This is a genomic window from Rhodococcus sp. NPDC055112 (assembly GCF_053607505.1).
Map to the genome: position 1 here is coordinate 17751 of NZ_JBSGTR010000057.1, position 21947 is coordinate 39697.

The 21947-nt window shown below is 69.2% G+C and carries 22 protein-coding genes; 13 read left to right on the forward strand and 9 right to left on the reverse strand.

Going from position 1 to position 21947, the window contains the following annotated elements; all coding sequences use genetic code 11:
* Positions 1–51: 51 nt before the first annotated feature.
* The 4 genes from ACWFRB_RS21005 to mptB form a co-directional block, all read right to left on the reverse strand.
* Positions 52–1470, reverse strand: coding sequence for a hypothetical protein (locus ACWFRB_RS21005; RefSeq protein ID WP_452643215.1), 1419 nt, complete (start codon positions 1468–1470; stop codon positions 52–54).
* Between the two features lie 86 nt (positions 1471–1556).
* Complete coding sequence (locus tag ACWFRB_RS21010) at positions 1557–2348, reverse strand: ABC transporter permease (RefSeq protein ID WP_452643196.1); 792 nt, start codon at positions 2346–2348, stop codon at positions 1557–1559.
* On the reverse strand, positions 2345–3289 hold the full coding sequence (locus ACWFRB_RS21015; protein ID WP_452643197.1) for an ABC transporter ATP-binding protein: 945 nt from the start codon (positions 3287–3289) through the stop codon (positions 2345–2347). The genes ACWFRB_RS21010 and ACWFRB_RS21015 overlap by 4 nt, the downstream gene beginning before the upstream one ends.
* Complete coding sequence (mptB, locus tag ACWFRB_RS21020; protein ID WP_452643198.1) at positions 3286–5052, reverse strand: polyprenol phosphomannose-dependent alpha 1,6 mannosyltransferase MptB; 1767 nt, start codon at positions 5050–5052, stop codon at positions 3286–3288. The genes ACWFRB_RS21015 and mptB overlap by 4 nt, the downstream gene beginning before the upstream one ends.
* Positions 5053–5218: 166 nt before the next feature.
* Between mptB and ACWFRB_RS21025 the strand changes: the two genes are divergently transcribed.
* The 7 genes from ACWFRB_RS21025 (at position 5219) to ACWFRB_RS21055 (ending at position 11692) form a co-directional block, all read left to right on the forward strand.
* Entirely contained in the window at positions 5219–5899 is a 681-nt protein-coding gene (locus tag ACWFRB_RS21025) for a helix-turn-helix transcriptional regulator (RefSeq protein ID WP_452643199.1), read from the forward strand.
* 62 nt (positions 5900–5961) lie between these two features.
* Positions 5962–7419, forward strand: a complete 1458-nt coding sequence (gene sufB, locus ACWFRB_RS21030; protein ID WP_452643200.1) for a Fe-S cluster assembly protein SufB — start codon at positions 5962–5964, stop codon at positions 7417–7419.
* A complete protein-coding gene (gene sufD / locus ACWFRB_RS21035) occupies positions 7419–8618 on the forward strand; it encodes a Fe-S cluster assembly protein SufD (RefSeq protein WP_077041546.1) in 1200 nt (399 codons plus the stop codon). The genes sufB and sufD overlap by 1 nt, the downstream gene beginning before the upstream one ends.
* Before the next feature lie 38 nt (positions 8619–8656).
* Positions 8657–9448: a Fe-S cluster assembly ATPase SufC gene (sufC, locus tag ACWFRB_RS21040; RefSeq protein WP_452643201.1), complete on the forward strand. Its 792-nt coding sequence runs from the start codon at positions 8657–8659 to the stop codon at positions 9446–9448.
* Positions 9449–9452: 4 nt separating this feature from the next.
* Complete coding sequence (locus ACWFRB_RS21045) at positions 9453–10763, forward strand: cysteine desulfurase (RefSeq protein WP_452643202.1); 1311 nt, start codon at positions 9453–9455, stop codon at positions 10761–10763.
* Positions 10764–10766: 3 nt separating this feature from the next.
* Complete coding sequence (gene sufU / locus ACWFRB_RS21050; RefSeq protein ID WP_452643203.1) at positions 10767–11276, forward strand: Fe-S cluster assembly sulfur transfer protein SufU; 510 nt, start codon at positions 10767–10769, stop codon at positions 11274–11276.
* Positions 11273–11692: a metal-sulfur cluster assembly factor gene (locus ACWFRB_RS21055; protein ID WP_452643204.1), complete on the forward strand. Its 420-nt coding sequence runs from the start codon at positions 11273–11275 to the stop codon at positions 11690–11692. Before sufU ends, ACWFRB_RS21055 begins: the two co-directional genes overlap by 4 nt.
* A gap of 71 nt (positions 11693–11763) precedes the next feature.
* On the opposite strand, the gene ACWFRB_RS21060 is transcribed toward ACWFRB_RS21055, so the two are convergent.
* A complete protein-coding gene (locus tag ACWFRB_RS21060) occupies positions 11764–12117 on the reverse strand; it encodes a hypothetical protein (RefSeq protein WP_452643205.1) in 354 nt (117 codons plus the stop codon).
* Between the two features lie 497 nt (positions 12118–12614).
* On the opposite strand from ACWFRB_RS21060, the gene ACWFRB_RS21065 reads away from it, so the two are divergent.
* Both ACWFRB_RS21065 and ACWFRB_RS21070 read left to right on the forward strand, forming a co-directional pair.
* A complete protein-coding gene (locus tag ACWFRB_RS21065) occupies positions 12615–13712 on the forward strand; it encodes an NAD(P)-dependent alcohol dehydrogenase (RefSeq protein WP_452643216.1) in 1098 nt (365 codons plus the stop codon).
* Between the two features lie 46 nt (positions 13713–13758).
* Positions 13759–14226: a DUF4334 domain-containing protein gene (locus ACWFRB_RS21070; RefSeq protein ID WP_452643206.1), complete on the forward strand. Its 468-nt coding sequence runs from the start codon at positions 13759–13761 to the stop codon at positions 14224–14226.
* On the opposite strand, the gene ku is transcribed toward ACWFRB_RS21070, so the two are convergent.
* A complete protein-coding gene (ku, locus tag ACWFRB_RS21075; RefSeq protein WP_452643207.1) occupies positions 14223–15104 on the reverse strand; it encodes a non-homologous end joining protein Ku in 882 nt (293 codons plus the stop codon). The genes ACWFRB_RS21070 and ku overlap by 4 nt on opposite strands.
* A gap of 64 nt (positions 15105–15168) precedes the next feature.
* On the opposite strand from ku, the gene ligD reads away from it, so the two are divergent.
* From ligD to ACWFRB_RS21090, 3 genes are all read left to right on the forward strand, one after another.
* Positions 15169–17073 carry a non-homologous end-joining DNA ligase gene (ligD, locus tag ACWFRB_RS21080; protein WP_452643208.1) on the forward strand — a complete coding sequence of 635 codons (1905 nt, stop codon included), beginning with the start codon at positions 15169–15171 and terminating at the stop codon, positions 17071–17073.
* A gap of 116 nt (positions 17074–17189) precedes the next feature.
* Complete coding sequence (locus tag ACWFRB_RS21085) at positions 17190–18134, forward strand: alkaline phosphatase family protein (protein ID WP_452643209.1); 945 nt, start codon at positions 17190–17192, stop codon at positions 18132–18134.
* Between the two features lie 126 nt (positions 18135–18260).
* Complete coding sequence (locus ACWFRB_RS21090; RefSeq protein ID WP_452643210.1) at positions 18261–19070, forward strand: metal-dependent hydrolase; 810 nt, start codon at positions 18261–18263, stop codon at positions 19068–19070.
* Here ACWFRB_RS21090 and ACWFRB_RS21095 read toward each other — a convergent pair.
* Genes ACWFRB_RS21095 through ACWFRB_RS21105 form a run of 3 tightly spaced genes read right to left on the reverse strand, consistent with a single transcriptional unit; the run spans position 19033 to position 21338 of the window.
* Positions 19033–20196, reverse strand: a complete 1164-nt coding sequence (locus tag ACWFRB_RS21095) for a lycopene cyclase family protein (RefSeq protein ID WP_452643211.1) — start codon at positions 20194–20196, stop codon at positions 19033–19035. The genes ACWFRB_RS21090 and ACWFRB_RS21095 overlap by 38 nt on opposite strands.
* Before the next feature lie 4 nt (positions 20197–20200).
* Positions 20201–20548, reverse strand: coding sequence for a VOC family protein (locus ACWFRB_RS21100; RefSeq protein ID WP_452643212.1), 348 nt, complete (start codon positions 20546–20548; stop codon positions 20201–20203).
* 19 nt (positions 20549–20567) lie between these two features.
* A complete protein-coding gene (locus ACWFRB_RS21105; protein ID WP_452643213.1) occupies positions 20568–21338 on the reverse strand; it encodes an SDR family oxidoreductase in 771 nt (256 codons plus the stop codon).
* Between the two features lie 139 nt (positions 21339–21477).
* Between ACWFRB_RS21105 and ACWFRB_RS21110 the strand changes: the two genes are divergently transcribed.
* On the forward strand, positions 21478–21947 hold a 470-nt coding region (locus tag ACWFRB_RS21110; RefSeq protein WP_452643214.1), incomplete at its 3' end, for an ATP-binding cassette domain-containing protein.

A 21947-nucleotide genomic window follows, 5' to 3' on the forward strand; every position in this document is an offset into this window, starting at 1 on the left:
TAGATGCCCGTCAACTACAGAGCGTCGTTGGGGCTGGCCGCGCCTCGGACCTCAGCTGCCGGAGCTCCCCGCACCGCCGAGGCTGCCGGAGGCGCCGACGCCGACCTTGAGGATGCCGGTGATGGTGCCCTGCAGGTAGTCGCCCTGTCCGGTGATGAGCGCCGACATCTGCAGGGTGTCGTTCGCGGTCGTGCCGGGGAGCCCGGTGCGCCGCAGGACCGAACCGGTGTTCGGGTCGATGACCGCGAACGCGTAGCCGTCGAGGGGCCCGCCGGTGCCGTCCCGCAGCACGGTGTAGAGGTTGCCGTCGGCGGTCGACAGGTGCGGCACCGCGGAGCTGCGCAGCGTGTTGTCCCACACCTCATGGCAGCCGGCCCCGTCGAGGTCGACGCGGGTCATGCCGCCGGCGAACGGTGCGGACGCAGGCACCGCCGGTCCGGCGCCCTCGGGGACCTCCGGGTACGGGTAGCCGTAGGTGCCCGCGATGAACACGGAGTTGCCGACGCCGATGGGGGAGTTCTCGCTGCCGGGTCCGCCCGCGCCGAGCACCGGGATCTTGCAGACCTCCTGCCCGGTGTCGGTGCGGTGCACCAGCAGGTTCACCCGCGTGTCGGCGCTGTCCACGATCGCGACGTAGTCGTAACCGTTGGTGGGGCCGAAATAGGTGGGCGTGGATCCGGTGCCCCAGCTCAGCTGCCCGGGCTTGCGGGCCGACCCGCGGTCGTACGTGCGGCGCCAATCGATCTTGGGGGTGCCGTCCGCGGCGAGGCTCAGCTGGTACAGGGCGTGGGTGGTGGCCACCGAGGTGCCGGCCGGGGAGGTGGAGATGCTGTTCTGCACCTGCTCGCCCGCCGGGACCGCGACGGTCTTGGCGACACCCGCCGCGTCGACGGAGCCGATCACCCCACCGCCGGTCGCGAACCAGACGTTGCCCTGCCAGTCCGGCGCGAGGCCCGTCACCGCGTCGCCGTCCGGGATGGCCCCGGACAGGTCGACGGTCGAGTCGATGAACAGTGCGTTGTTCGCGTGGCCGACCCGCTGGAGCTTGCGGTCACCGTCGACGGCGACCAGCCGGTTCTGGTTGTCGAGGAACGCGTACACCCCGCCGAGCAGGCTGCCCTTGGCCAGCTTGAGCTGGGCGAGCGATCCACCCACCGGCACCGCGGGTGCGGCCGGATCGATCAGGTGCACGGTCGGGTCCTGGCCGAGCACGGAGGTGCACAGCGCGACCACAAGTCCGTCGGAGCCCTGCAGTGCGGTCGGGCACGCGGCCAGGAGCGGGTACGAGGTCACCCCGACGGCCCCGGCGCCGGGGCCGGCCAGTGGCGTCGCGTCCGAGGATCCGGCGTCGCCGTGCATCGTCGAGGTGCCCATCGGCCCGAGGAACGGGTTGGGGGGCGCGAGTGGGCCCCATGTGGGCTGTGCGGAGGCGAGTCCGCCGCCGAGGGTGATCGCGGAGGCGGCGGCCATGCAGGCGAGGGCGCGGAGTGTATTCGGCACGGCTTCGCATACTGCCGGTTCCCGGCGGGAATGAATACGTTTTGGAACGATTCGTATCAGGTGAATTTGAAGAAGCGGGTCGCCAGCCATGCCGCGACCGAACCCCAGACCACGAGCACCGCGACCGCGAACAGGTCGATCGATCCGCCGATCGCCTGTTGGAGGGCCTCGGCGAGGGCGCCGGACGGGATCAGCCGGGCGGCCGTGTGCAGCGGTCCGGGGATGTCGTCGGAGAACACGACGGAGCCGATGCCCGCCATCACGAACCAGAGGACGTTCGCCAGCGCGAGCACGATCTCGGCCCGCAGGGTGCCGCCGAGCAACAGCCCGAGCGAGGCGAACGTGACGGTCCCGAGCGCGATGATCAGCGCGCCCAACAACAGGCCGGTCGGCTCGGGTCGCCAGCCGAGCGCGAAGGCGATGCCGCCGAGGAGGACCGATTGCATGGCGACCACGATGATGACCGCTGCGCTCTTGCCCACGATGATTCCCCAGCGCGGCAAGGGGGTCGCGCCGAGCCGTTTGAGCGCGCCGTAGCGCCGATCGAAGCCGACGGCGATGGCCTGCCCGGTGAACGCGGTGGACATGATCGCCACCATCATCACGGCAGGCAGGACCGTGTCGACCCGGGGGTCGCCGAGGTCGCCGACCGGGAGCAGGCACAGCCCGATCAGGAGCGTGATCGGGATGAACATGGTGAGCAGCAGCTGCTCACCGTTGCGCAACAGCAGGGTCAGCTCGAGCCGGGTCTGGGCCGCCAGCATGGGCAGCGCGGCGCTCGGCCTGGGATCGGGGGTGAAGGTCCCCGCCTCGAACCTGTTGTCGGCGAGCCGGTCTTGCACGTTCATCCCCTCAGATCCCGTCCGGTGAGGTCGAGGAAGACATCCTCGAGCCTGCGCTGATCGACCCGCAGTTCGGTGGCGAGCACATCGAGCTCGGCGCACCACGCGGTCACCGTCGCCAGCACCTTCGGGTCGACGATGCCCTCGACCAGATACGACCCGGGGGAGACCTCCCGTGGCGTGAACCCGGTGGGCAGGGCGGCGCGCAGCCCGCTCAGGTCCAGGTTCTCGGGCGCGAGGAACCGGAGCTGTCCGGCCGAACCGTGTCGGGTCAGCTCCGTCGGCGTCCCCTCCGCGACGATCCGGCCGTGGTCGATGATGATCAGGCGGTCGGCGAGCGCCTCTGCCTCGTCCATCAGGTGCGTGGTCAGCAACACCGAGACCCCGTCCCGGCGCAACGCGTCGATGAGCTCCCAGACCAGGAGCCTGGCCTGGGCATCGAGGCCCGCGGTCGGTTCGTCGAGGAACACCAGCTCGGGTCGGCCGACGAGGGCGCAGGCCAGGGCGAGGCGCTGCTGCTGTCCGCCCGAGAGCCGGCGGTAGGGGGTCCTGGCAGCGTCGGTGAGGCCGAGGGTCCGCAGCAGCCACGCCGGGTCGAGCGGATCGGCCGAGTACGCCGCCACCAGGTCCAGCATCTCGCCTGCCCGGGACCCCGGGTAGGCGCCGCCGCCCTGCAACATGACGCCGACGCGCGCCCGGACCGCTCCGGAATCGGCGATCGGGTCGAGGCCGAACACCCGCACGGTGCCGCTGTCGGGGCTGAGGAAGCCCTCGCACATCTCGACGGTCGTGGTCTTGCCGGCGCCGTTGGGGCCGAGCAGTGCCAGCACCTCGCCGCGGTGCAGAGACAGATCGAGGCCGTCGACGGCGGTGACGCTGCCGAAGGACTTGACCACGCCATCGAGCCGAAGAACCGGATGCGCCGTGTCGGACGCGGAAGAGCTCACGGGGCCTCAGCGTATTCGGCGGTCGATCCGCGCCCGTTCGGTGCCCCGGTCCCGGCTCGCCACGGCAGCCGGTCTCGGGTGAGGAACATGGCCAGTCCCACCACGAGGATGGTGGCGACGGCGGCCTGGACGATCATGAACGGCTGGTACTCGCCGCCGTTGGGCATCACGATCAGACTCACCGCCGACGAGAAGACGATGGCCGGGATGCGGAAGACCGGCCGGGTCGCCCACGCGGCCAGCGGGATGACCGCCCACAGCAGGTACCAGGGCTGGACCACGGGGAAGAGCAGGACCAGGACGCCGAGGGAGACGCCGAGCGCGCCCACCGGGTGCACTCGCCCGACGAGCACCGCGACGAGCATGCGCAGCGCGACGAAGGCCGCCGCGAGCGAGGCGATCGGCCGGGTCAGGTTGAGGACCGCCGTGGTGTGGTCGCCGAGCCCCAGGAACACGCCCGCCAGACCGGTGCCGAGGCCGAGCAGTGTCGGCAGCGACATCCAGCTGCGCACCTCGTTCGCGGTGCCGAGGGTGTCAGGGGAGAGCCAGCCGAAGCCGAGGCCACTGGCCAGGCTCACCACGAGGATGACCACCGCCGTCACCGCCATCAGCAGTCCTGCGGCCGCCAGCACGGACCGGACGGTGCCACCCCAGCGCCGCGCCAGGGCCATGCCGATGAACCCGAGTGCAAGCAGCGACGGGATCTTGACCGTCGCGGACAGCGCTATCAGGCCGGACCCGGCCAGCAGGTACGCGAGGTTTCGTCCGCCCGCGGTGGCGCCGCGGATGTCGAACCGGATCGGGTCGGCGCTCTCGACGGCACGCAGCGCCAGTTCCATGCCCGCCAGCATCAACCCGAGCATCAGTGCCTCGTTGTGGATCCCCGCGACCAGGTGGAAGAGCAGCAGCGGGTTGGCGGCGCCGAGCCAGAGCGCGGTGACGCTGGCGACGCCGCACCGGCGCGCCAAGCGGGGGAGTGCCCAGACGATCAGCGCGACGCCAGCGAGCGCGAGCAGTCGGTGCAGGAAGATGCCTGCGACGATGTTCTCGCCGGTGACCGCGGAGATGCCGCGACCGATCCAGAGGAAGAAAGGACCGTACGGCGCGGGGGTGTCGCGCCAGATGGTCGGCACGGTCCTGGTCAGCACGTGGTCGACGCCGAGGGCCTGGGCGGGCCCGATCGCGTACGGGTCCAGTCCGCGCGCGGTGATCTCGCTCTGCGCCAGGTACGAGTAGACGTCCTTGCTGAACATCGGGGGTGCGACCGTCAGCGGGATCACCCACAGCAGCAGGGTGCGGTCCAGCTGGGAGCGGGTCAGCCGCCGGGGCGCGGCGCCCTCCCCGCGGTAGCGGCCGATCGCGAACCGGCCGAGCAGCAGCCACGCCAACACCACCATGACGCTTCCGGTCATGGTCAGCGTCAGCGCGGTCGCGCCGAGGCGCGCAGGGAGTCCGAGGATCCGCAGGCCCTGGACCGGGTTCTGCAGCACCGGCTGCGCGCCCGCCCCGAGTGCCCCGATCGCCATCAGCACGGCCCCGGTCGCGCCGAAACGCCTGATCCCCTTGAGCTGACCGGTCTCGCGCTTGTTGAGTCCCGGTGCCTCCGCCTCGTCGCCGTGCAGGCTGGAGACCTCGAAGCCGTGGTGGGGGCCGTCGATTCCCAGCCCGCGCTTGGCGAGGGTCACCGCCCGTTCGCGGAATCTGGTCGCCGGGCCGGCGCTTGGGGTGTCACCGGAGTCCGGTGCGTCGTCGGTCTGCGGCACATGGGGCAGCGTAGCGGTGTAATACAGGGCACCCTTGGTGGACCAGCTCCGATAATTCCGTCACACTTGTGTTGTGAAATCGGCACCGGCTCGGGACGCGCGGAGTGAAGGCGCAGGTCATGCACCTGTTTCGCCTGCGCTCAGTGGTGCCCCGACCGCCAATGTGGTGAGCCACGACGGGCACACCAGGGCCGCCGTCGTCCAGCTTCTCCTCGAACAGGGCCCGATCACGGCCCCCGAGATCGGTGCGAAGCTCGGTCTGAGCGCCGCGGGTGTCCGACGTCACCTCGAGGCGCTGATCGATGCGGGCGAGGCACGATCCTCGAACGCCGCGAGCTGGCAGCACAAGGGCCGCGGTCGCCCGGCGAAGCAGTTCCAGCTGACCGCCGCCGGCCGTTCTCGTCTCGGTCACTCCTACGACGATCTCGCCGGCGCCGCCATGCGGCACCTCCGCGAGGTCGGCGGCGAGGAGGCGATCGTGGAGTTCGCGCGCCGCCGGGTCCAGACGATCGTCGCCGACATCGATCCCGTCGCCCCGCACACCCCTGGCGGGGTGGCCGACACCGCCGACGCCATCGCGGACGCGTTCACCTCGGCGGGCTTCGCGGCCACCACCCGGCCGGTGGGTAACGGCGTCCAGATCTGCCAGCACCACTGCCCGGTCTCGCACGTCGCCTCGGAGTTCCCCGAGTTGTGCGAGGCGGAGACGCAAGCCTTTGCCGAGTTGCTCGGCACCCATGTGCAGCGCCTGGCGACCATCGCCAACGGTGACTGCGCCTGCACCACCCACATACCGATAGCTCCACCAGACGAGCCTCGCCCGTCGCCAGACGCATCCCCGAAGTAAGCACCACCCACGCCGATGCCCAGCCCGCACCGGTACGCAACAAGACTCCGGAAGGAGCTCGCATGACAGTCACCCAAGATCAGGCATCCGGCAGCACGGAGAAGTCGCCTGCACTGACGCAGGACGAGGCCATCGCCTCGCTCGGTCATTACGGCTACGGCTGGTCTGATTCCGACGTGGCAGGCGCCAGCGCGCAGCGCGGGCTGTCCGAGGCCGTCGTGCGGGACATCTCCGCGAAGAAGAGCGAGCCCGAGTGGATGCTCGACATCCGGCTCAAGGCGCTCAAGACCTTCGACAAGAAGCCGATGCCGCACTGGGGCTCCAACCTCGAGGGCATCCACTTCGACAACATCAAGTACTTCGTGCGCTCGAGCGAGAAGCAGGCCGAGTCCTGGGAGGACCTGCCCGAGGACATCAAGAACACCTACGACAGGCTCGGCATCCCGGAGGCGGAGAAGCAGCGCCTGGTCGCCGGTGTCGCCGCGCAGTACGAGTCCGAGGTCGTCTACCACTCGATCCGTGAGGATCTCGAGAAGCAGGGCGTGATCTTCCTCGACACGGACACCGGGCTCAAGCAGCACCCGGAGCTGTTCAAGGAGTACTTCGGCTCCGTGATCCCCGCGGGCGACAACAAGTTCTCCGCGCTCAACACCGCGGTCTGGTCGGGCGGCTCCTTCATCTACGTGCCGCCGGGCGTGCACGTGGACATCCCGCTGCAGGCCTACTTCCGGATCAACACCGAGAACATGGGCCAGTTCGAGCGCACCCTGATCATCGTCGACGAGGGCGCCTCGGTGCACTACGTCGAGGGCTGCACCGCGCCGATCTACAAGTCCGACTCGCTGCACTCCGCGGTCGTCGAGATCATCGTGAAGAAGGGCGGCCACTGCCGCTACACGACCATCCAGAACTGGTCGAACAACGTCTACAACCTGGTGACCAAGCGCACCAAGGTGGACGCGGGCGGCTCGATGGAGTGGGTCGATGGCAACATCGGATCGAAGGTCACCATGAAGTACCCGGCCGTGTGGATGATGGGCGAGCACGCTCGCGGCGAGGTCCTCTCGGTGGCGTTCGCGGGCGAGGGCCAGCACCAGGACACCGGCGCGAAGATGCTGCACCTGGCGCCGTACACCTCCTCGACCATCGTCAGCAAGTCGGTGGCCCGCGGCGGCGGCCGCGCCTCCTACCGTGGCCTGGTCCAGGTCAACAAGGGTGCGCACGGCTCGAAGTCGACCGTCAAGTGTGACGCCCTGCTGGTCGACCAGATCAGCCGTTCCGACACCTACCCCTACGTGGACATCCGCGAGGACGACGTGTCGATGGGTCACGAGGCGACCGTCTCGAAGGTCAGCGAAGACCAGTTGTTCTACCTGATGAGCCGCGGCCTCACCGAGGACGAGGCAATGGCCATGGTGGTGCGCGGGTTCGTCGAGCCCATCGCCAAGGAGCTGCCGATGGAATATGCCCTCGAGCTCAACCGCCTGATCGAACTGCAGATGGAAGGGGCCGTGGGTTAGTGGCCAACGCAAACGAGGCGACGACCGGGGTCAAGGCCGCCGTCGCCGGTGAGAACATCGTGCCCGCCACCAACAAGGGCGAGGTGTTCACCTCATACGACGTCAACGCTTTCGAGGTCCCCGCGGGACGCGACGAGGCGTGGCGCTTCACGCCGCTGCGCAGGCTGCGCGGCCTGCACGACGGAACCGCGGTCCGCTCCGGCGCCGCGACCGTCGAGGTCCAGGCGGTCGAGGGTGTCAGCGTCGAGACCGTCGGCCGTGACGATGCCCGTCTCGGTCAGGCCGGTGTGCCCGCCGACCGCATCGCCGCGCAGGCGTACTCCGGCTTCGAGTCGGCCACGGTGATCACCGTGGCCAAGGAGCATGAGGTCGCCGACGCCGTCAACATCGTGGTGACCGGGCCCGGCGTGGACAAGGTGGCCTACGGCCACATCCAGGTCCGGCTCGAGGCCTTCGCGAAGGCCACCGTGGTCCTCGACCAACGCGGCAGCGGCACCTACGCGGAGAACGTCGAGTTCATCGTCGGCGACAGCGCCAAGCTGACCGTGGTCGCGGTGCAGGACTGGGCCGACGACGCCGTGCACGTCGCGGCGCACCACTCGCGGCTCAGCCGCGACGCCGTCCTCCGGTACACCTCGGTGAGCCTGGGCGGCGACCTGGTGCGACTGACCCCGACCGTGAAGTACGACGGACCCGGCGGCGACGCCGAGCTGCTCGGCCTGTACTTCGCCGACGCGGGCCAGTTCTTCGAGCAGCGCCTGCTGGTGGATCACTCGCAGCCGCACTGCAAGTCGAATGTCGTCTACAAGGGCGCGCTGCAGGGCGATCCGCACTCCGGCAAGCCGGATGCGCACACCGTCTGGGTGGGCGACGTGCTCATCCGTGCCGCGGCCGAGGGCACCGACACCTTCGAGCTCAACAGGAACCTGGTGCTCACCGACGGCGCTCGCGCCGACTCGGTGCCGAACCTCGAGATCGAGACCGGCGAGATCGTCGGCGCGGGCCACGCCAGCGCCACCGGCCGGTTCGACGACGAGCAGCTGTTCTACCTGCGTTCGCGGGGCATCCCGGAGGACCAGGCCCGGCGCCTGGTGGTCCGCGGGTTCTTCCACGAGATCATCAACCGCATTGCCGTCCCGGAGGTGCGCGAGCGCCTCGAAGCAGCCATCGAGGTCGAGCTCGCCGCGGTCGGCGTCTGAGATCGCCGCCGACACCACACTTCTCTAAGGAACTTTGAATGACCACCTCTGAAAACTCGGTTCTCGAAATCAAGGACCTGCACGTCAACGTCGCCACCACCGACGAGAACGCCGAGCCGATCAACATCCTCAAGGGCGTGAACCTCACGGTCCGCTCGGGCGAGACCCACGCGATCATGGGCCCGAACGGCTCCGGCAAGTCGACCCTGTCGTACGCCATCGCCGGCCACCCCAAGTACGAGGTGACCTCCGGCAGCATCACCCTCAACGGCGAGAACGTGCTCGAGATGAGCGTCGACGAGCGGGCCCGCGCCGGCCTGTTCCTCGCCATGCAGTACCCGGTCGAGGTGCCCGGCGTCTCGATGTCGAACTTCCTGCGCACCGCGGCGACCGCGGTCCGCGGCGAGGCCCCCAAGCTGCGGCACTGGGTCAAGGAGGTCAAGGAATCCCTGACCGAGCTCGAGATCGATCCGTCGTTCAGCGAGCGAAGCGTCAACGAGGGCTTCTCCGGCGGCGAGAAGAAGCGCCACGAGATCCTCCAGCTGGGCCTGCTCAAGCCGAAGATCGCGATCCTCGACGAGACCGACTCCGGCCTCGACGTCGACGCGCTGCGCATCGTGTCCGAGGGCGTCAACCGCTACAAGGAGCGTGAGCACGGCGGCGTCCTGCTGATCACGCACTACACCCGCATCCTGCGGTACATCACCCCGGAGTTCGTGCATGTCTTCGTCGGTGGCCAGATCGTCGAGTCCGGCGGCGCCGAGCTCGCCGACGAGCTCGAGGAGAACGGCTACGTCCGGTTCACGCAGGCTGCAGCGACAGGAGCCTAGTTCCATGACCACCTCGGTGAAGGAACTCGACATCACCAGGATCCGGAAGGACTTCCCGATCCTCGGCCGTACGGTGCGCGACGGTAAACCGTTGGTGTACCTGGACTCCGGGGCGACCTCGCAGCGCCCCGTCCAGGTGCTCGATGCCGAACGGGAGTTCCTCACCACCTGCAACGCGGCCGTGCACCGCGGTGCGCACCAGCTCGCGGAGGAGGCGACCGACGCGTACGAGGGGGCGCGCGCGGCGATCGCCGACTTCGTCGGGGCCGACGCCGACGAGCTGACGTTCACCAAGAACGCCACCGAGTCGCTGAACCTGGTGACCTATGTGCTCGGCGACGAGCGCTTCGAGCGGCACCTGCGCCCGGGCGACGAGATCGTCATCACCGAGCTCGAGCACCACGCGAACCTGGTGCCGTGGCAGGAGCTGGCCCGTCGGACCGGCGCGACGCTGCGCTGGTACGGGGTCACCGACGACGGTCGCATCGACCTGGAGTCGCTGGAGCTGACCGACGCGGTCAAGGTCGTGTCGTTCACACACCAGTCGAACGTGACGGGCGCCGTGGCGCCGGTGGCCGAGCTGGTTCGCCGGGCCAGGGCGGTCGGCGCGCTGGTCGTGCTCGACGCGTGCCAGTCGGTGCCGCACATGCCTGTCGACTTCCACGCGCTGGACGTGGACTTCGCGGCGTTCTCCGGGCACAAGATGCTCGGGCCGTCGGGCGTCGGCGTGCTCTACGGCAAGCGCGAGCTGCTCGCGTCGATGCCGCCGTTCATCACCGGCGGCTCGATGATCGAGACCGTCACGATGGAGGCGACCACCTACGCGGCCCCGCCGCAGCGTTTCGAGGCGGGCGTGCCGATGACCTCGCAGGTCGTCGCGCTCGGTGCGGCCGTGCACTACCTGAACGAGCTCGGCATGGACTCCGTCGCCGCGCACGAGCACGAGCTGACGGCGCTTGCGCTCGAACAGCTCGGGGCCATCGAGGGCGTGCGGATCATCGGTCCGACCACCCCCGAGAACCGTGGCGGCGCTGTGTCGTTCGTGGTGGACGGAATCCACGCGCACGACCTCGGACAGATCCTCGACGACGAGGGCATCGCGATTCGGGTCGGGCACCACTGCGCCTGGCCGCTGCACCGCCACTTCGGCGTGGCGGCGACCGCCCGCGCCTCGTTCGCGGTCTACAACACCGCCGACGAGGTGCACGCGCTGGCGGCGGCCATCCGTCGGGCGCAGGACTTCTTCGGGGTCACGCCTGCCAGCGGGCCGGTCGTCGACGAACCGGAGACCGCACCGATCGACGGGGCGTCGTAGACCATGCGGATGGAGCAGATGTACCAGGAGGTCATCCTGGATCACTACAAGCATCCGCACGGGCGGGGGCTGCGGGAGCCGTTCGGCGCCGAGGTGCACCACGTGAACCCGACCTGCGGCGACGAGGTCACGCTGCGGGTGGCGCTGACCGACGACGGCCGGGTGGGGGACATCTCGTACGACGGGCAGGGCTGCTCGATCAGCCAGGCCTCGACCTCGGTGCTCACCGATCAGATCGTCGGGTTGAGCGTGCCGGAGGCGATCGCGACCGTCGACGCGTTCGATGCGATGATCACCAGTCGCGGCAACATCGAGGGCGACGAAGACGTGCTCGGTGACGGTATCGCGTTCGCGGGCGTCTCGAAGTACCCGGCCCGCGTGAAGTGCGCGTTGCTGGGATGGATGGCATTCAAGGATGCCGTTGTTCAAATAGTCGACGGCGCCGACGCTGCGCCCACGAAGAATGTCATCGGCACCGCGGTGCCGGTCCAGACCGGAGGATCGTCATCATGACCGAGACCCAGGCAAACGCCGAGTCCACCGAGGACCAGGTCGTCCCGGAGTCCGCGCCCGCCGCCGAGGAGCAGGCCGTGGTCGAGCTGACGCCCGAGCAGCAGGCCGTGGTGGATGAACTCGAGGAGGCGATGCGCGACGTCGTCGACCCCGAGCTCGGGATCAACGTGGTCGACCTCGGGCTCGTCTACGGCATCGCCGTGGACGACGAAGACGTTGCCATCGTCGACATGACCCTCACCTCCGCCGCCTGCCCGCTGACCGATGTGATCGAGGAGCAGGCGCGCGGCGCGCTGGTCAAGAGCGGCCTCGTGAACGACCTGAAGATCAACTGGGTCTGGATGCCGCCGTGGGGCCCGGACAAGATCACCGAGGACGGCCGCGAGCAGCTGCGGGCGCTCGGATTCACCGTCTGACCCGAACGTGACTGAGAAGGCGCCAGGCCCGAGTGATCGGGTCTGGCGCCTTTGTCATGCGGTCACGCGGATCAGTTGACGCGCACCGTACCGGTGCAGGACGTGGTCGGGATGCTCCACAGCGCGTTCCGGTTGACGGCGCTCCTGGTGATCTCGACGTCGCCGGGACCGCTGTTGAGGCGGAGGTTGACGGAGCTGCCGATGCTGATCGGCGTGGTCGCGGTGAGGGTGCCCGACGCCCCGGTGGTCTTGTTGTGCCAGTCGAGGCGGGTGTCCGACAGGTACGGCGGGGCGAAGAACCAGAGGCTCGACACGTCGGCGAGGGTGACCGTGCCGGTGCCCGGCCCGTCCTGATAGAAGAAGGCCCGGCTGGCGATGTAGGGCTGATCGACGATGTACGGGCTCAGGCCGAAGCACGTGCTCATGGGTACAACCTGTGTCTCCGCTGCTGCCGACCCGGCGCCGGCGACGAGGCCCCCCGCGATGCCGGCCGAAACGACGGCAGTGGTCGCCACGCGTCGAAAGGTCTTGCGGTCCATATGCGTTTCTCCCCTGTTTGTTGAAACTAATCAGTTCCGATCATGTCAGTTCCCCGATTCGATTCGGGGTGCCGACACCTGAAAGTCGAAAGAAACCGACAATTCGTTACGTGGAAGGCCGGAATGGTGCACGGGGCCGGATCCCGAAGGCGCGGCCCCTCAGCCCTTGATCAGCAGGTACGTGGCCACGACAGACCCGGCCGGTCCTTGCCCGGCGGGTGGTCACACCGACGATCGGTCTCCTCGGCCGGACGGTCGGGGCCAGACGCCACGCGATCCGTGTGATCCATCTCACATCGGACGATACGCTCATTCGGCTGGGGCCGACCCCGCGCGACCCCGTAAGTTAACGGCAGTTCTCAATCCTGTGGAGGTGGGGAGTGGTGGTTGGACGCCGGGCCGCGGTGTTGTCCGGATACGGCGAGCCCGCCCGGATCCGCGACATCCAGACCGACACGCTGCGGGATCGGGAGGTCCTGGTGCGGATGGTCGGTGTCGGCATCTGTCACACCGATCTGACGGCGGCCGCGGGGAGGATTCCCTTTCCGCTGCCCGCCGTTCTCGGGCACGAGGGATCGGGCGTGGTGGAGTCGATCGGCCCAGGGGTGGATACGCTCCGCCCAGGCGACCACGTCGTCCTGAGCTTCGCATCGTGTCGCAACTGCAGGAACTGCACCGGTGGCCACCCGGCCTACTGTGTGAATTTCGCCGCGCTCAACTACTCGGGGTACCGGCCGGACGGCAGCACCACGCTCAGGTCTGGAGCCGAGGAGGTGCACGGCGGATGGTTCGGTCAGTCCTCGTTCGCGACCCACGCCGTCGTAGGCGCCTCGGGTGCGGTCAAGGTCGCGGCCGACCTCCCGTTGGCGTTGCTCGGGCCCCTCGGTTGCGGCATCCAGACCGGTGCGGGCGCGCTGATGCGGGTGTTGCGACCCCAGCCGGGCGCCTCGGTCATCGTGTTCGGCGCCGGTGCGGTCGGACTGGGGTCGGTCCTGGCGGCCGCCGCCATCGGGTGTGCGACCGTCATCGTGGTAGATCCGCTGCCCGCCCGCCGGGAACTGGCCCTCAAGCTCGGCGCCACCGCGGCGCTGGACAGCGCGAGCCCCGGGCTCGGCCGCGAGCTGCGCATGCTGACCGGTGGCGGCGCGGACCACAGCGTGGACACCGTCAGCAGCGAGGAGGTCCTGAGCCTGGCGGTTGCCGTGCTGCGTTCGCCGGGCAGTTGCGCGACCGCCGGCCTGCGGGGTCGACGCAACCCGGTGCTTCTCGACCAGTCGAGCCTGTTGATGGGCCGCAGCGTGACCGGTGTCATCGAGGGCGACGTCGACCCGCAGACGTTCATTCCCGAGCTCATCGACCTCTGGCGGGCCGGGCGCTTCCCGTTCGAGGAGATGATCACGACCTTCCCGTTCGAGGAGATCGAGACGGCCCTCGCGGCGGCGGCGAGCGGGGCCGTCGTCAAGCCGGTGCTCACGTTCTGAACCGCAGCAGTCATCCGACCGATTCGCCCGAGGACAGGAAGAAACCGTGGCCGACGCACAGAGATTCAGGGAGCTGCTCGAGAGCGAAGGGCCCGTCGATCCGCGCGATCTCGACGGCATCTGGGCGGCGCTGCCGACCGTGCACATCGATGAGCTCGAGGGCAGGTGGCGGGGTAGCGGCTTCGAGACGGGTCATCGCACGGGCCGGCTGCTCGCCAGGTCCGGGTGGTACGGCAAGAACTTCGGAACGCGATTCGATGTGCAGCCGATGCTGTGCCGTGGGTCGGATGGCGAGCTGTACTCCGACGTGGCGGCAGGCAAGGGGGAGGCGAGCCTGTGGATGGTGGAGTTCAGGGGCGAGTGCACCGCGACGATGATCTACGACGGGATGCCGGTGTTCGACCACTTCAAGCGCGTCGACGACCGGACCCTGATGGGCATCATGAACGGCAAGGACGTACTCGACGGCGGCGAGCACTTCTACTTCGCCCTGATGAGGGACGAGTCGAGCTAGCCGGTCTTCCGTGCGGCTGTCTTCTTGGCCGGTGCCTTCTTGGCCGCGGACTTCTTCGCAGGCGCGGGCTTCGTGGAGGCCTCGCCTGATTTGCCCGACTTGGCCGCATCGACGCTGCGCTGCAGCGCGGCGACCAGGTCCACGACCTCCGCATCCTCCTTGTGCGCGGCGACCTCCTCCGGCGGGGTCACCTTCTTGCCGCCGTTCTTGATCGCCTCGTCGAGCATCTTCTGCAGCTGGATCTGGTATTCGTCGGTGTACGACTCGGGCTCGAAGTCCTCGGACATGGATTCCACCAACGACTTTGCCATCGTCAGTTCCTTGTCGCTCGGAGCGGCAGCCTTGTCGAGGGTCTCGAACTCCGCGGCCCGTACCTCGTCGGGCCAGAGCAGTGTCTGGATGACCAGCACGCCGTCACGCACCCGCAGTGCGGCGAGGCGGGTGCGCTGACGCAGCGTGAAGTGCACCAGCGCGGTGCGGTCGCTCTCGGTCAGCGTGGACGCGAGCAGCTGGTAGGCCTTGGGGGAGGCGGAGTCCGGCTCGAGGTAGTAGCTCTTCTCGAACAGGATCGGATCTATCTGTTCGGACGGCACGAACTGCAGGACCGGGATCTCGTGTTTCTCGGCTGCGGGCAGCTCGTCGAAGTCCTCGTCGGTGAGGATCACCTGCGTCCCGTCCTCGGACGAGTACGCCTTGTCGATGTCGGCGAACTGGATGGTCTTGCCGCATTCCTGGCAGACGCGGTTGTACTTGATGCGGCCGCCATCGGCGCCGTGGACCTGGTGGAACTTGATGTCATGGTCCTCGGTCGCGGTGTAGACCTTCACCGGGACGTTCACGAGCCCGAACGCGATGGAGCCTTTCCAAATAGACCGCATGAAACCATGATGGTGCACAGGACGGGATCAGGCCAGGCAGTACCCGAAAATGGGTGGGCGGAGCATGAGTCACAACACCGTGGTGATGGTGGAGGGCAGGCGCCTGTCCCTGACCAATCTGGACAAGGTTCTCTACCCCGAGACGGGGACCACCAAGGCCGAGGTCCTGCAGTATTTCACCACGGTCGGTCCGCTGATGGTGCCGCTGCTCGCCGGCCGGCCGGTTACCAGAAAGCGCTGGCCGGACGGCACCTCCGCGACCCCGTTCTTCCAGAAGAACGTCGACGTGTCGACGCCGGAATGGGTGGATCGCCGGACCATGACCCACTCGTCGAAGACCATCACCTATCCGATCGTCGACGACCTGGCGTCGCTGGTGTACTTCGCCCAGGCGGGCTCGCTCGAGTTCCATGTGCCGCAATGGAGATTCGGCGCGGGCGGCGTGCCGGTGGATCCGGACCGCCTGGTGATCGACCTCGATCCGGGGCCGGGCGTCACGCTGGAGGAGTGTGCCGAGGTGGCCCTGCGGGTTCGTGATCGGCTCGCGGACAGCGGTCTCGGTGCGTTGCCGGTGACCAGTGGCAGTAAGGGGATTCACCTGTATGCGGGGGTCGGGGAGGGCTGGACGGCGGCGCGGTGCGTTGAATTCGCGAAGAAGATCGCGGTCGAACTCGAGCGGGAGACGCCGAAGTCGGTGATCTCCAAGATGACCAGGGCCGAGCGCGCAGGGAGGGTGTTCGTGGACTGGAGCCAGAACTCGGCGTCGAAAACGACGGTGTCGCCGTACTCGCTGCGCGGCACCGCGATCCCGAACGTGGCTGCCCCGCGGACCTGGGACGAGCTGACACGGCCGGGACTGCGCCAGTTGGACTTCCGCGAGGTCCTCGACCGGCTGGCCGCTGGGGGCGCGCAGCCGGGGATCCCGCCGGCTCCTGAGCCCGAGCGCGCAGGCTCCTCACGACGATCACGCGCCGCCGCGGGCGATCTGGCCCCGATGCTGGCGTCGGCGGTGACCGTCGAGGACTTCACGTCGCGGGCCGACCCCGAGGTGTGGGCTCTGGAGCCGAAGCTGGACGGTATTCGCGCCCTTGTGCATTTCGACCACGACGCCGAGAGCGGGGTGTCCACCGTCCGGCTGGTCAGCCGCAGCGGATCCGACCTCACCCCCGGCTATCCGGAGTTGCTGGCCGTTCCGGAAGGCTTGCACGGTCATTCGGGCGTGGTGGACGGGGAGATCGTGGTCCTCGGTGATGACGGTGCCCCGAGCTTCGGTCGGCTGCAGCAGCGGATGGGCCTGACCAAGCCCCGCGATGTGCGGGCGGCGGCGGAGAAGAACCCGGTGCTGTTGGAGATCTTCGACGTCCTGCAGCTCGACGGGACGTCCCTGCGCGCCAAGGTCTACCGGGACCGGCGCACAGTGCTCGATGCGATACGTCTGGACGAGGACGAGCCGTGGCGGGTGCTCGCGCTGGCGCCCGCGGACCTCGGTGAGGCGCTCGAGTCCAGTCGAACCGCCCGGATGGAGGGGCTGGTCGCCAAGCGCTGGGACTCGACCTACCGAGCCGGTAGATCCGCGGCCTGGCTGAAGCTCAAGCATTTCTCGGACCTCGAGGTGGTGGTGGGTGGCTGGCAGCAGGGGGAGGGTCGTCGGTCAGGGGGGATCGGATCGCTTCTGCTCGGTGTGCCGGAGGGCGCCGGTGGCCTGCGGTACGTCGGCAAGGTCGGGACCGGTTTCAGCGATGCCGCGCTGTCGCGGCTGTCGCGGCTGTTGGCCGACGCGTCCGCGGACAGCTCTCCGTTCGGAGACGCGGTGCCGGCGGTGGATGCGCGCGCGGCCCACTGGGTGCGCCCGGAAATCGTTGGGGAGGTGCGGTACTCGGAGCTGACCGGGGACGGGAGGCTGCGCCACCCGAGCTGGCGCGGGCTGCGCCCTGACAAGAGTCCGGACCAGGTTGCGGGCCTGGGGTGAGGACGACTGGACGGATGCGCGGATTGGTCTAGACCTTATTGAACGTGCGGTGAACAGTCGGGATACTCGTGCCGTTCGGCGCGCGATTGGTCTAGTCCTATTGCATTCTCGTCGGCGTGACCACGAAGCGCACTCGCACCCTGACCGCACTGTCCATCGCGATTGCCGGCTCAGTTTCCGCCGGAACAGCAACCGCCGCAACGCCTCCGGCGGCAACCGCGTCGAACGGTCCCGCCAAGATCGTCGTCATCGGACTCGACGGAACGATGCTCGACCACATCAAGGCGGCCAACACACCGAACCTGCACCGGATGATGGCGGAGGGGACCACCTGGTCCTCCTCGATCTCGGGTCACCCCACCATCTCCGCGCCGTCCTGGTCCACGATCCTGACCGGTGTCTGGAACACCAAGCACGGTGTCCAGGACAACTCTTTCAACGGTGCCCGGTTCGACATGTACCCCAGCGCGTTCACCCAGATCGAGAGGGCAAACCCTGCGCTGCGGACCGAGGCCATCTCGACGTGGGACGGCATCGCCACCGTCGCAGGCAGCGGCTCGCCGAGGGCCGACGTCGTCACCACCACACCCGGTGCGGGGAGCGAGGGCGCGACCGACACGGCGACGGCGATCGCGGTGGCGACCGCGATCGCAGCCTCTGGACCCGATTTCATCTTCACCCAGCTGGACCAGGTGGACGGGGCCGGGCACTGGACCGGCACCCTCGGTCCGGCATACAACCAGGCCGTAGAAGCGGTCGACGTCGAGGTCGGCAGGATCGTCGCTGCGGTGGACCAGCGTCAGCGCGACACCGGCGAGCGGTGGACCGTGCTGGTCACCGCCGACCACGGTCACCTTCTCTTCGGCGGGCACGGCGGTCAGACCCCGGACGAGGCCTCGACTTTCGTGATCGCACGCGGTGATGGATATCAGGCGGGCGGGATCGACAACGGCTACACGATCGCCGACATCGCCCCGACCGTGCTGGAGATCCTCGGCGTGCCGCGCCCGGCGAACCTCGACGGCAAGCCGTTGACGAAGGCGGTGCCGGTCGCGGGCTGACCGTGCACGGCATTCGGTGAGCGGAGATGGCCGTCGAGGGTGGCGTGTCGGTGTGGGTTGCTAGTTTTGTGTGGGCGGCTCCGATCGGGCACTGCTCGACAGTTTCTCCGAAAGGCGTTCTCTCACATGGTGATGGGTGCTACCCATGCTGTTTCCGGCGCGGTCGCGGGTCTGCTTGCCGCGCAGGTTCTTCCATCCGAATGGGGCGGGCCGACCTCGACGGCCGAGGTGTTCACCTTTGCCGGGGTGTGCGCGGGTGCCGCGCTCCTGCCCGACCTCGACACGGCGCAGTCCACGGTCGCGAGGTCCTTCGGTCCTGTCAGTCAGCTGGTCGCCCGCGGCGTGGACGAGCTCTCGCTGTGGTACTACCGGCTCACCCGCGGGCGTCGGGACCCCAAGCGTCGCGGCGGCCACCGGACGCTCACGCACACAGCGTTGTTCGCGATTGCATTGAGCGCGGGGATCTCCGCGTTGGTGATCGAGTTCGGGCGCCCGGCGATCATCGGCACCCTGTTCGTCACCCTCGGCCTGGCGCTGCGCGGCCTGGCGGGGAGCTGGGCCGCGCGCAACGGCTGGATCGCGGTCACCGTCGTCGCCGCGGTGCTCTCGGCATTCACCTGGACCTGGTATCCGGACGAGGTGGGCTCGAGGGCGCTCGGAGTCGCGGTTGGCCTCGGATGTGCGGTGCACTGTCTCGGCGACGCGATCACCAAGGAGGGCGTGCCGTTCCTCGCGCCGTTCCTGCCCTGGGGGCGCAGGCGGTGGTGGGAACTGCGCCTGCCGTCGATGCTCTCGATCCGGGCCGGCGGCACCGTCGAACGGGTGGTGCTCGGTCCGCTGCTGACCGTTGTCGCGGTGGCGCTGGCGGTCTGGGCGATCGACGGTGTCCCCGGCGCGGTCACCGAGGTCGTGGCCGAGATCCGCGCCAGGGGTTGATGGTCGGCAGGACCGCTCTCGCCAGCGTGCGCCGGACCGGGTTCGGGGCTCGTCGGAACACCGCGGCCATCGCCAGGCTCACCGCCACCGGGTCGGCACGCTCGGAGAGATAGGCGCGCTGTCGGCCGGCGGGCAGGTCGAAGAACGCCTCGAAGAACTCCGCGGTGAGTGGGGGTGGCAGCCGGAGCAGTGCGCGCAACCCGACCTCGCGCAGACCGCGGACCGCCCGCGCGGTGGCGGGCCACAGCGCGGCGGTTGGATCGCCGTCGTCGAGGATGGCACCGACCAGGCCGTCGACGGCGGACAGCGAGGCGGCGACGCTGTACCCGGTGCCGGGGTGCATGATTCCGGCGCGCGCGCCGAAGGTGGCCGTCGTACCCGCGGCGCGCGGAACCTGCACCGGGAACCGCACCCGTTCGCGGTCCCCGTGGGTGGCCACCGGCACCCGCCGCGCGCGCAGCCTCGTCTCCAGGCGCGTGCGCAGCACGTCCAGGGACAGCCCCGGCCTGCCCACCAGGCAGGTCTCCTCGAGCAGGACCCGGTCGTGGCCGAGGGGGACCGCATAGAGGAACGACGGGGTCTCGTCCGGTGGTGCGCCGTTGTCCGCCCGCCAGTCCATGAACCAGGCCTCGCCGTCCCCGAGGACCGGGACCGCGGCTTCCCCGGACACCACCACGCCGTAGGCGGTCTGTTCCGCCAGACCCCGCGCGGGCTGGGCGCCGCGCGCATCGATCACCTGTCGGGCGCGCAGCCGGCTGCCGTCCCTGAGGTTCACCCGGTCCGGCTCGACCTCGGCGGCGGTGCCGGTGAGCACCCGCGCGGCGCCGAGGTCAAGCGCCGCAGACAACGCATCGTTGTCGAGCACGCAGTAGGGCCGGGTCAGCACGTGCTCGCGGGTGGTCCACACCCGCGGTCGGTCGACCCGGGCCGCGGCCACGGCGTGCCCGTCGAGCCAGCCGGGCAGCTCGTCGCACCACGCCGCGTAGGTGGGCGTCCAGCGGCGGCCGGGATGCGGATCGACCGCGACCACGTCGAGCCCGGCGGCGGCGGCCCGGTGGGCGAGCGCCCGCCCGGCCGGCCCCAGCCCGACCACCGCGAGATCGAAAACCGGTTCGCGGGTCGTCATCGGATCACAGGTGGCCCACGACGTTGACCACGCTGCCGTTGGGGTCCCGGACGAAGAACCGGCGCACACCCCACTCCTCGTCCTGCAGCGGGTGCACGATCTCCGCGCCCGCCGCGACGACGGTCGCGTACACCGCGTCCACGTCGTCCACGTCGACGCTCAGGTCGGGATGGACGGCCGCGGTGGCGTCCTCGCTCATCAGCGTCAGCTGGGCCGTCGGGTTCGAGGGCGACGCCAGCGTCGTCACCCAGCCCAGGTTCATGACCTCCACGAAGCCGAGCAGGCCGTAGAACCTGCGGCTACCGTCCAGATCGTCGGACCGGATGTCCGGCACGACTCGGCGAATGGTCACAGCGTCTCCTCACCCATTGCTACATCGAACCCGTCGCGAGCAGCCCACCGTCCACCCGGACCGTCTCGCCGGTGATCCAGGAGGCGGCATCCGAGACCAGGAACCCGACCAGGTTCGCGACATCCTCGGGCGAACCGAGCCGCTTCATCGGGTAGCCGGCCGCGGCCTGATCCTCGCCTGCCGCCACGAGGGCGGCCGCGAACTGCGTCTTCACGATTCCTGGGGCGACCGCGTTGACCCGGATCTTCGGCCCGAGCTGCCAGGCCAGTTCCTCGGTCAGGCGGATCAGCGCCGCCTTCGATGCGCCGTACGCGGCGATCACCCCTGTCGATCGCAGTCCGCCGACGCTGGCGAGGTTGACCACCGCGCCACCGTGTTCGCCCATCCAGGCTCGGTATGCCTGCTGGATGTAGCCGAGCGCGGCGACCACGTTCACGTCGAAGATCTTCCGCACCGCGTCCAGGTCGGCATCCATCAGCGACCCGAAGACCGGATTGATGCCGGTGTTGTTGACGAGGATGTCGAGCGAGCCGAGTTCGGCGACGGTCCGCGTGACCGCCTCCGCGCGTGCATCGGCGTCGCCCGCGTTTCCTGCGATCGGCAGGATCACGGCGCCAGGGACGGCTGCCCGCAGTTCCTGCGCGGTGGCCTCCAGCGGTTCCGCCTTGCGGGCGGTGATGGCGACGGCGGCGCCGCGCGCGAGGAACTCGGCCGCGATGGCCCGGCCGATGCCGCGGCTCGCGCCCGTGACCAGCGCCGTCTTTCCCTGCAGATCCTTCGGGTGAGTCATCTGCGGAACGTTAGCCGAATCACAACGCCGTGCAACTCTCGCCGGGAATGTCACGGTAAAGTGGATCGTTCTTGTGTCTCGTGTGCCGTCGGCGTTTGCCCGGTCACGCAAAGTTTCCGTTTCCATTTAGGAGTTCTTGTTGATTACCGCCACCGACCTCGAAGTTCGTGCCGGTGTGCGGACCCTTCTCTCCGCGCCGGGCCCGGCGCTGCGGGTGCAGGCAGGCGACCGGATCGGTCTGGTCGGCCGCAACGGTGCGGGCAAGACCACCACGCTGCGCATCCTCGCGGGTGAGGGCGAGCCCTATGCCGGTTCGGTGATCCGCACGGGCGACCTCGGGTACCTGCCGCAGGACCCGAAGGAGGGCGACCTCAGCGTGCTCGCCAAGGACCGCGTGCTCTCCGCCCGCGGCCTGGACACCATCCTCCGGGACATGGAGAAGCAGCAGACCCTGATGGCGGAGCTGGTCGACGGCGCCGAGCTGGACAAGGCCGTGCGCAAGTACGGCGCGCTGGAGGATCGGTTCTCGTCCCTCGGCGGCTACGTCGCGGAGAGCGAGGCGGCCCGGATCTGCAACAGCCTCGGGCTCGCGGACCGGATCCTCGCCCA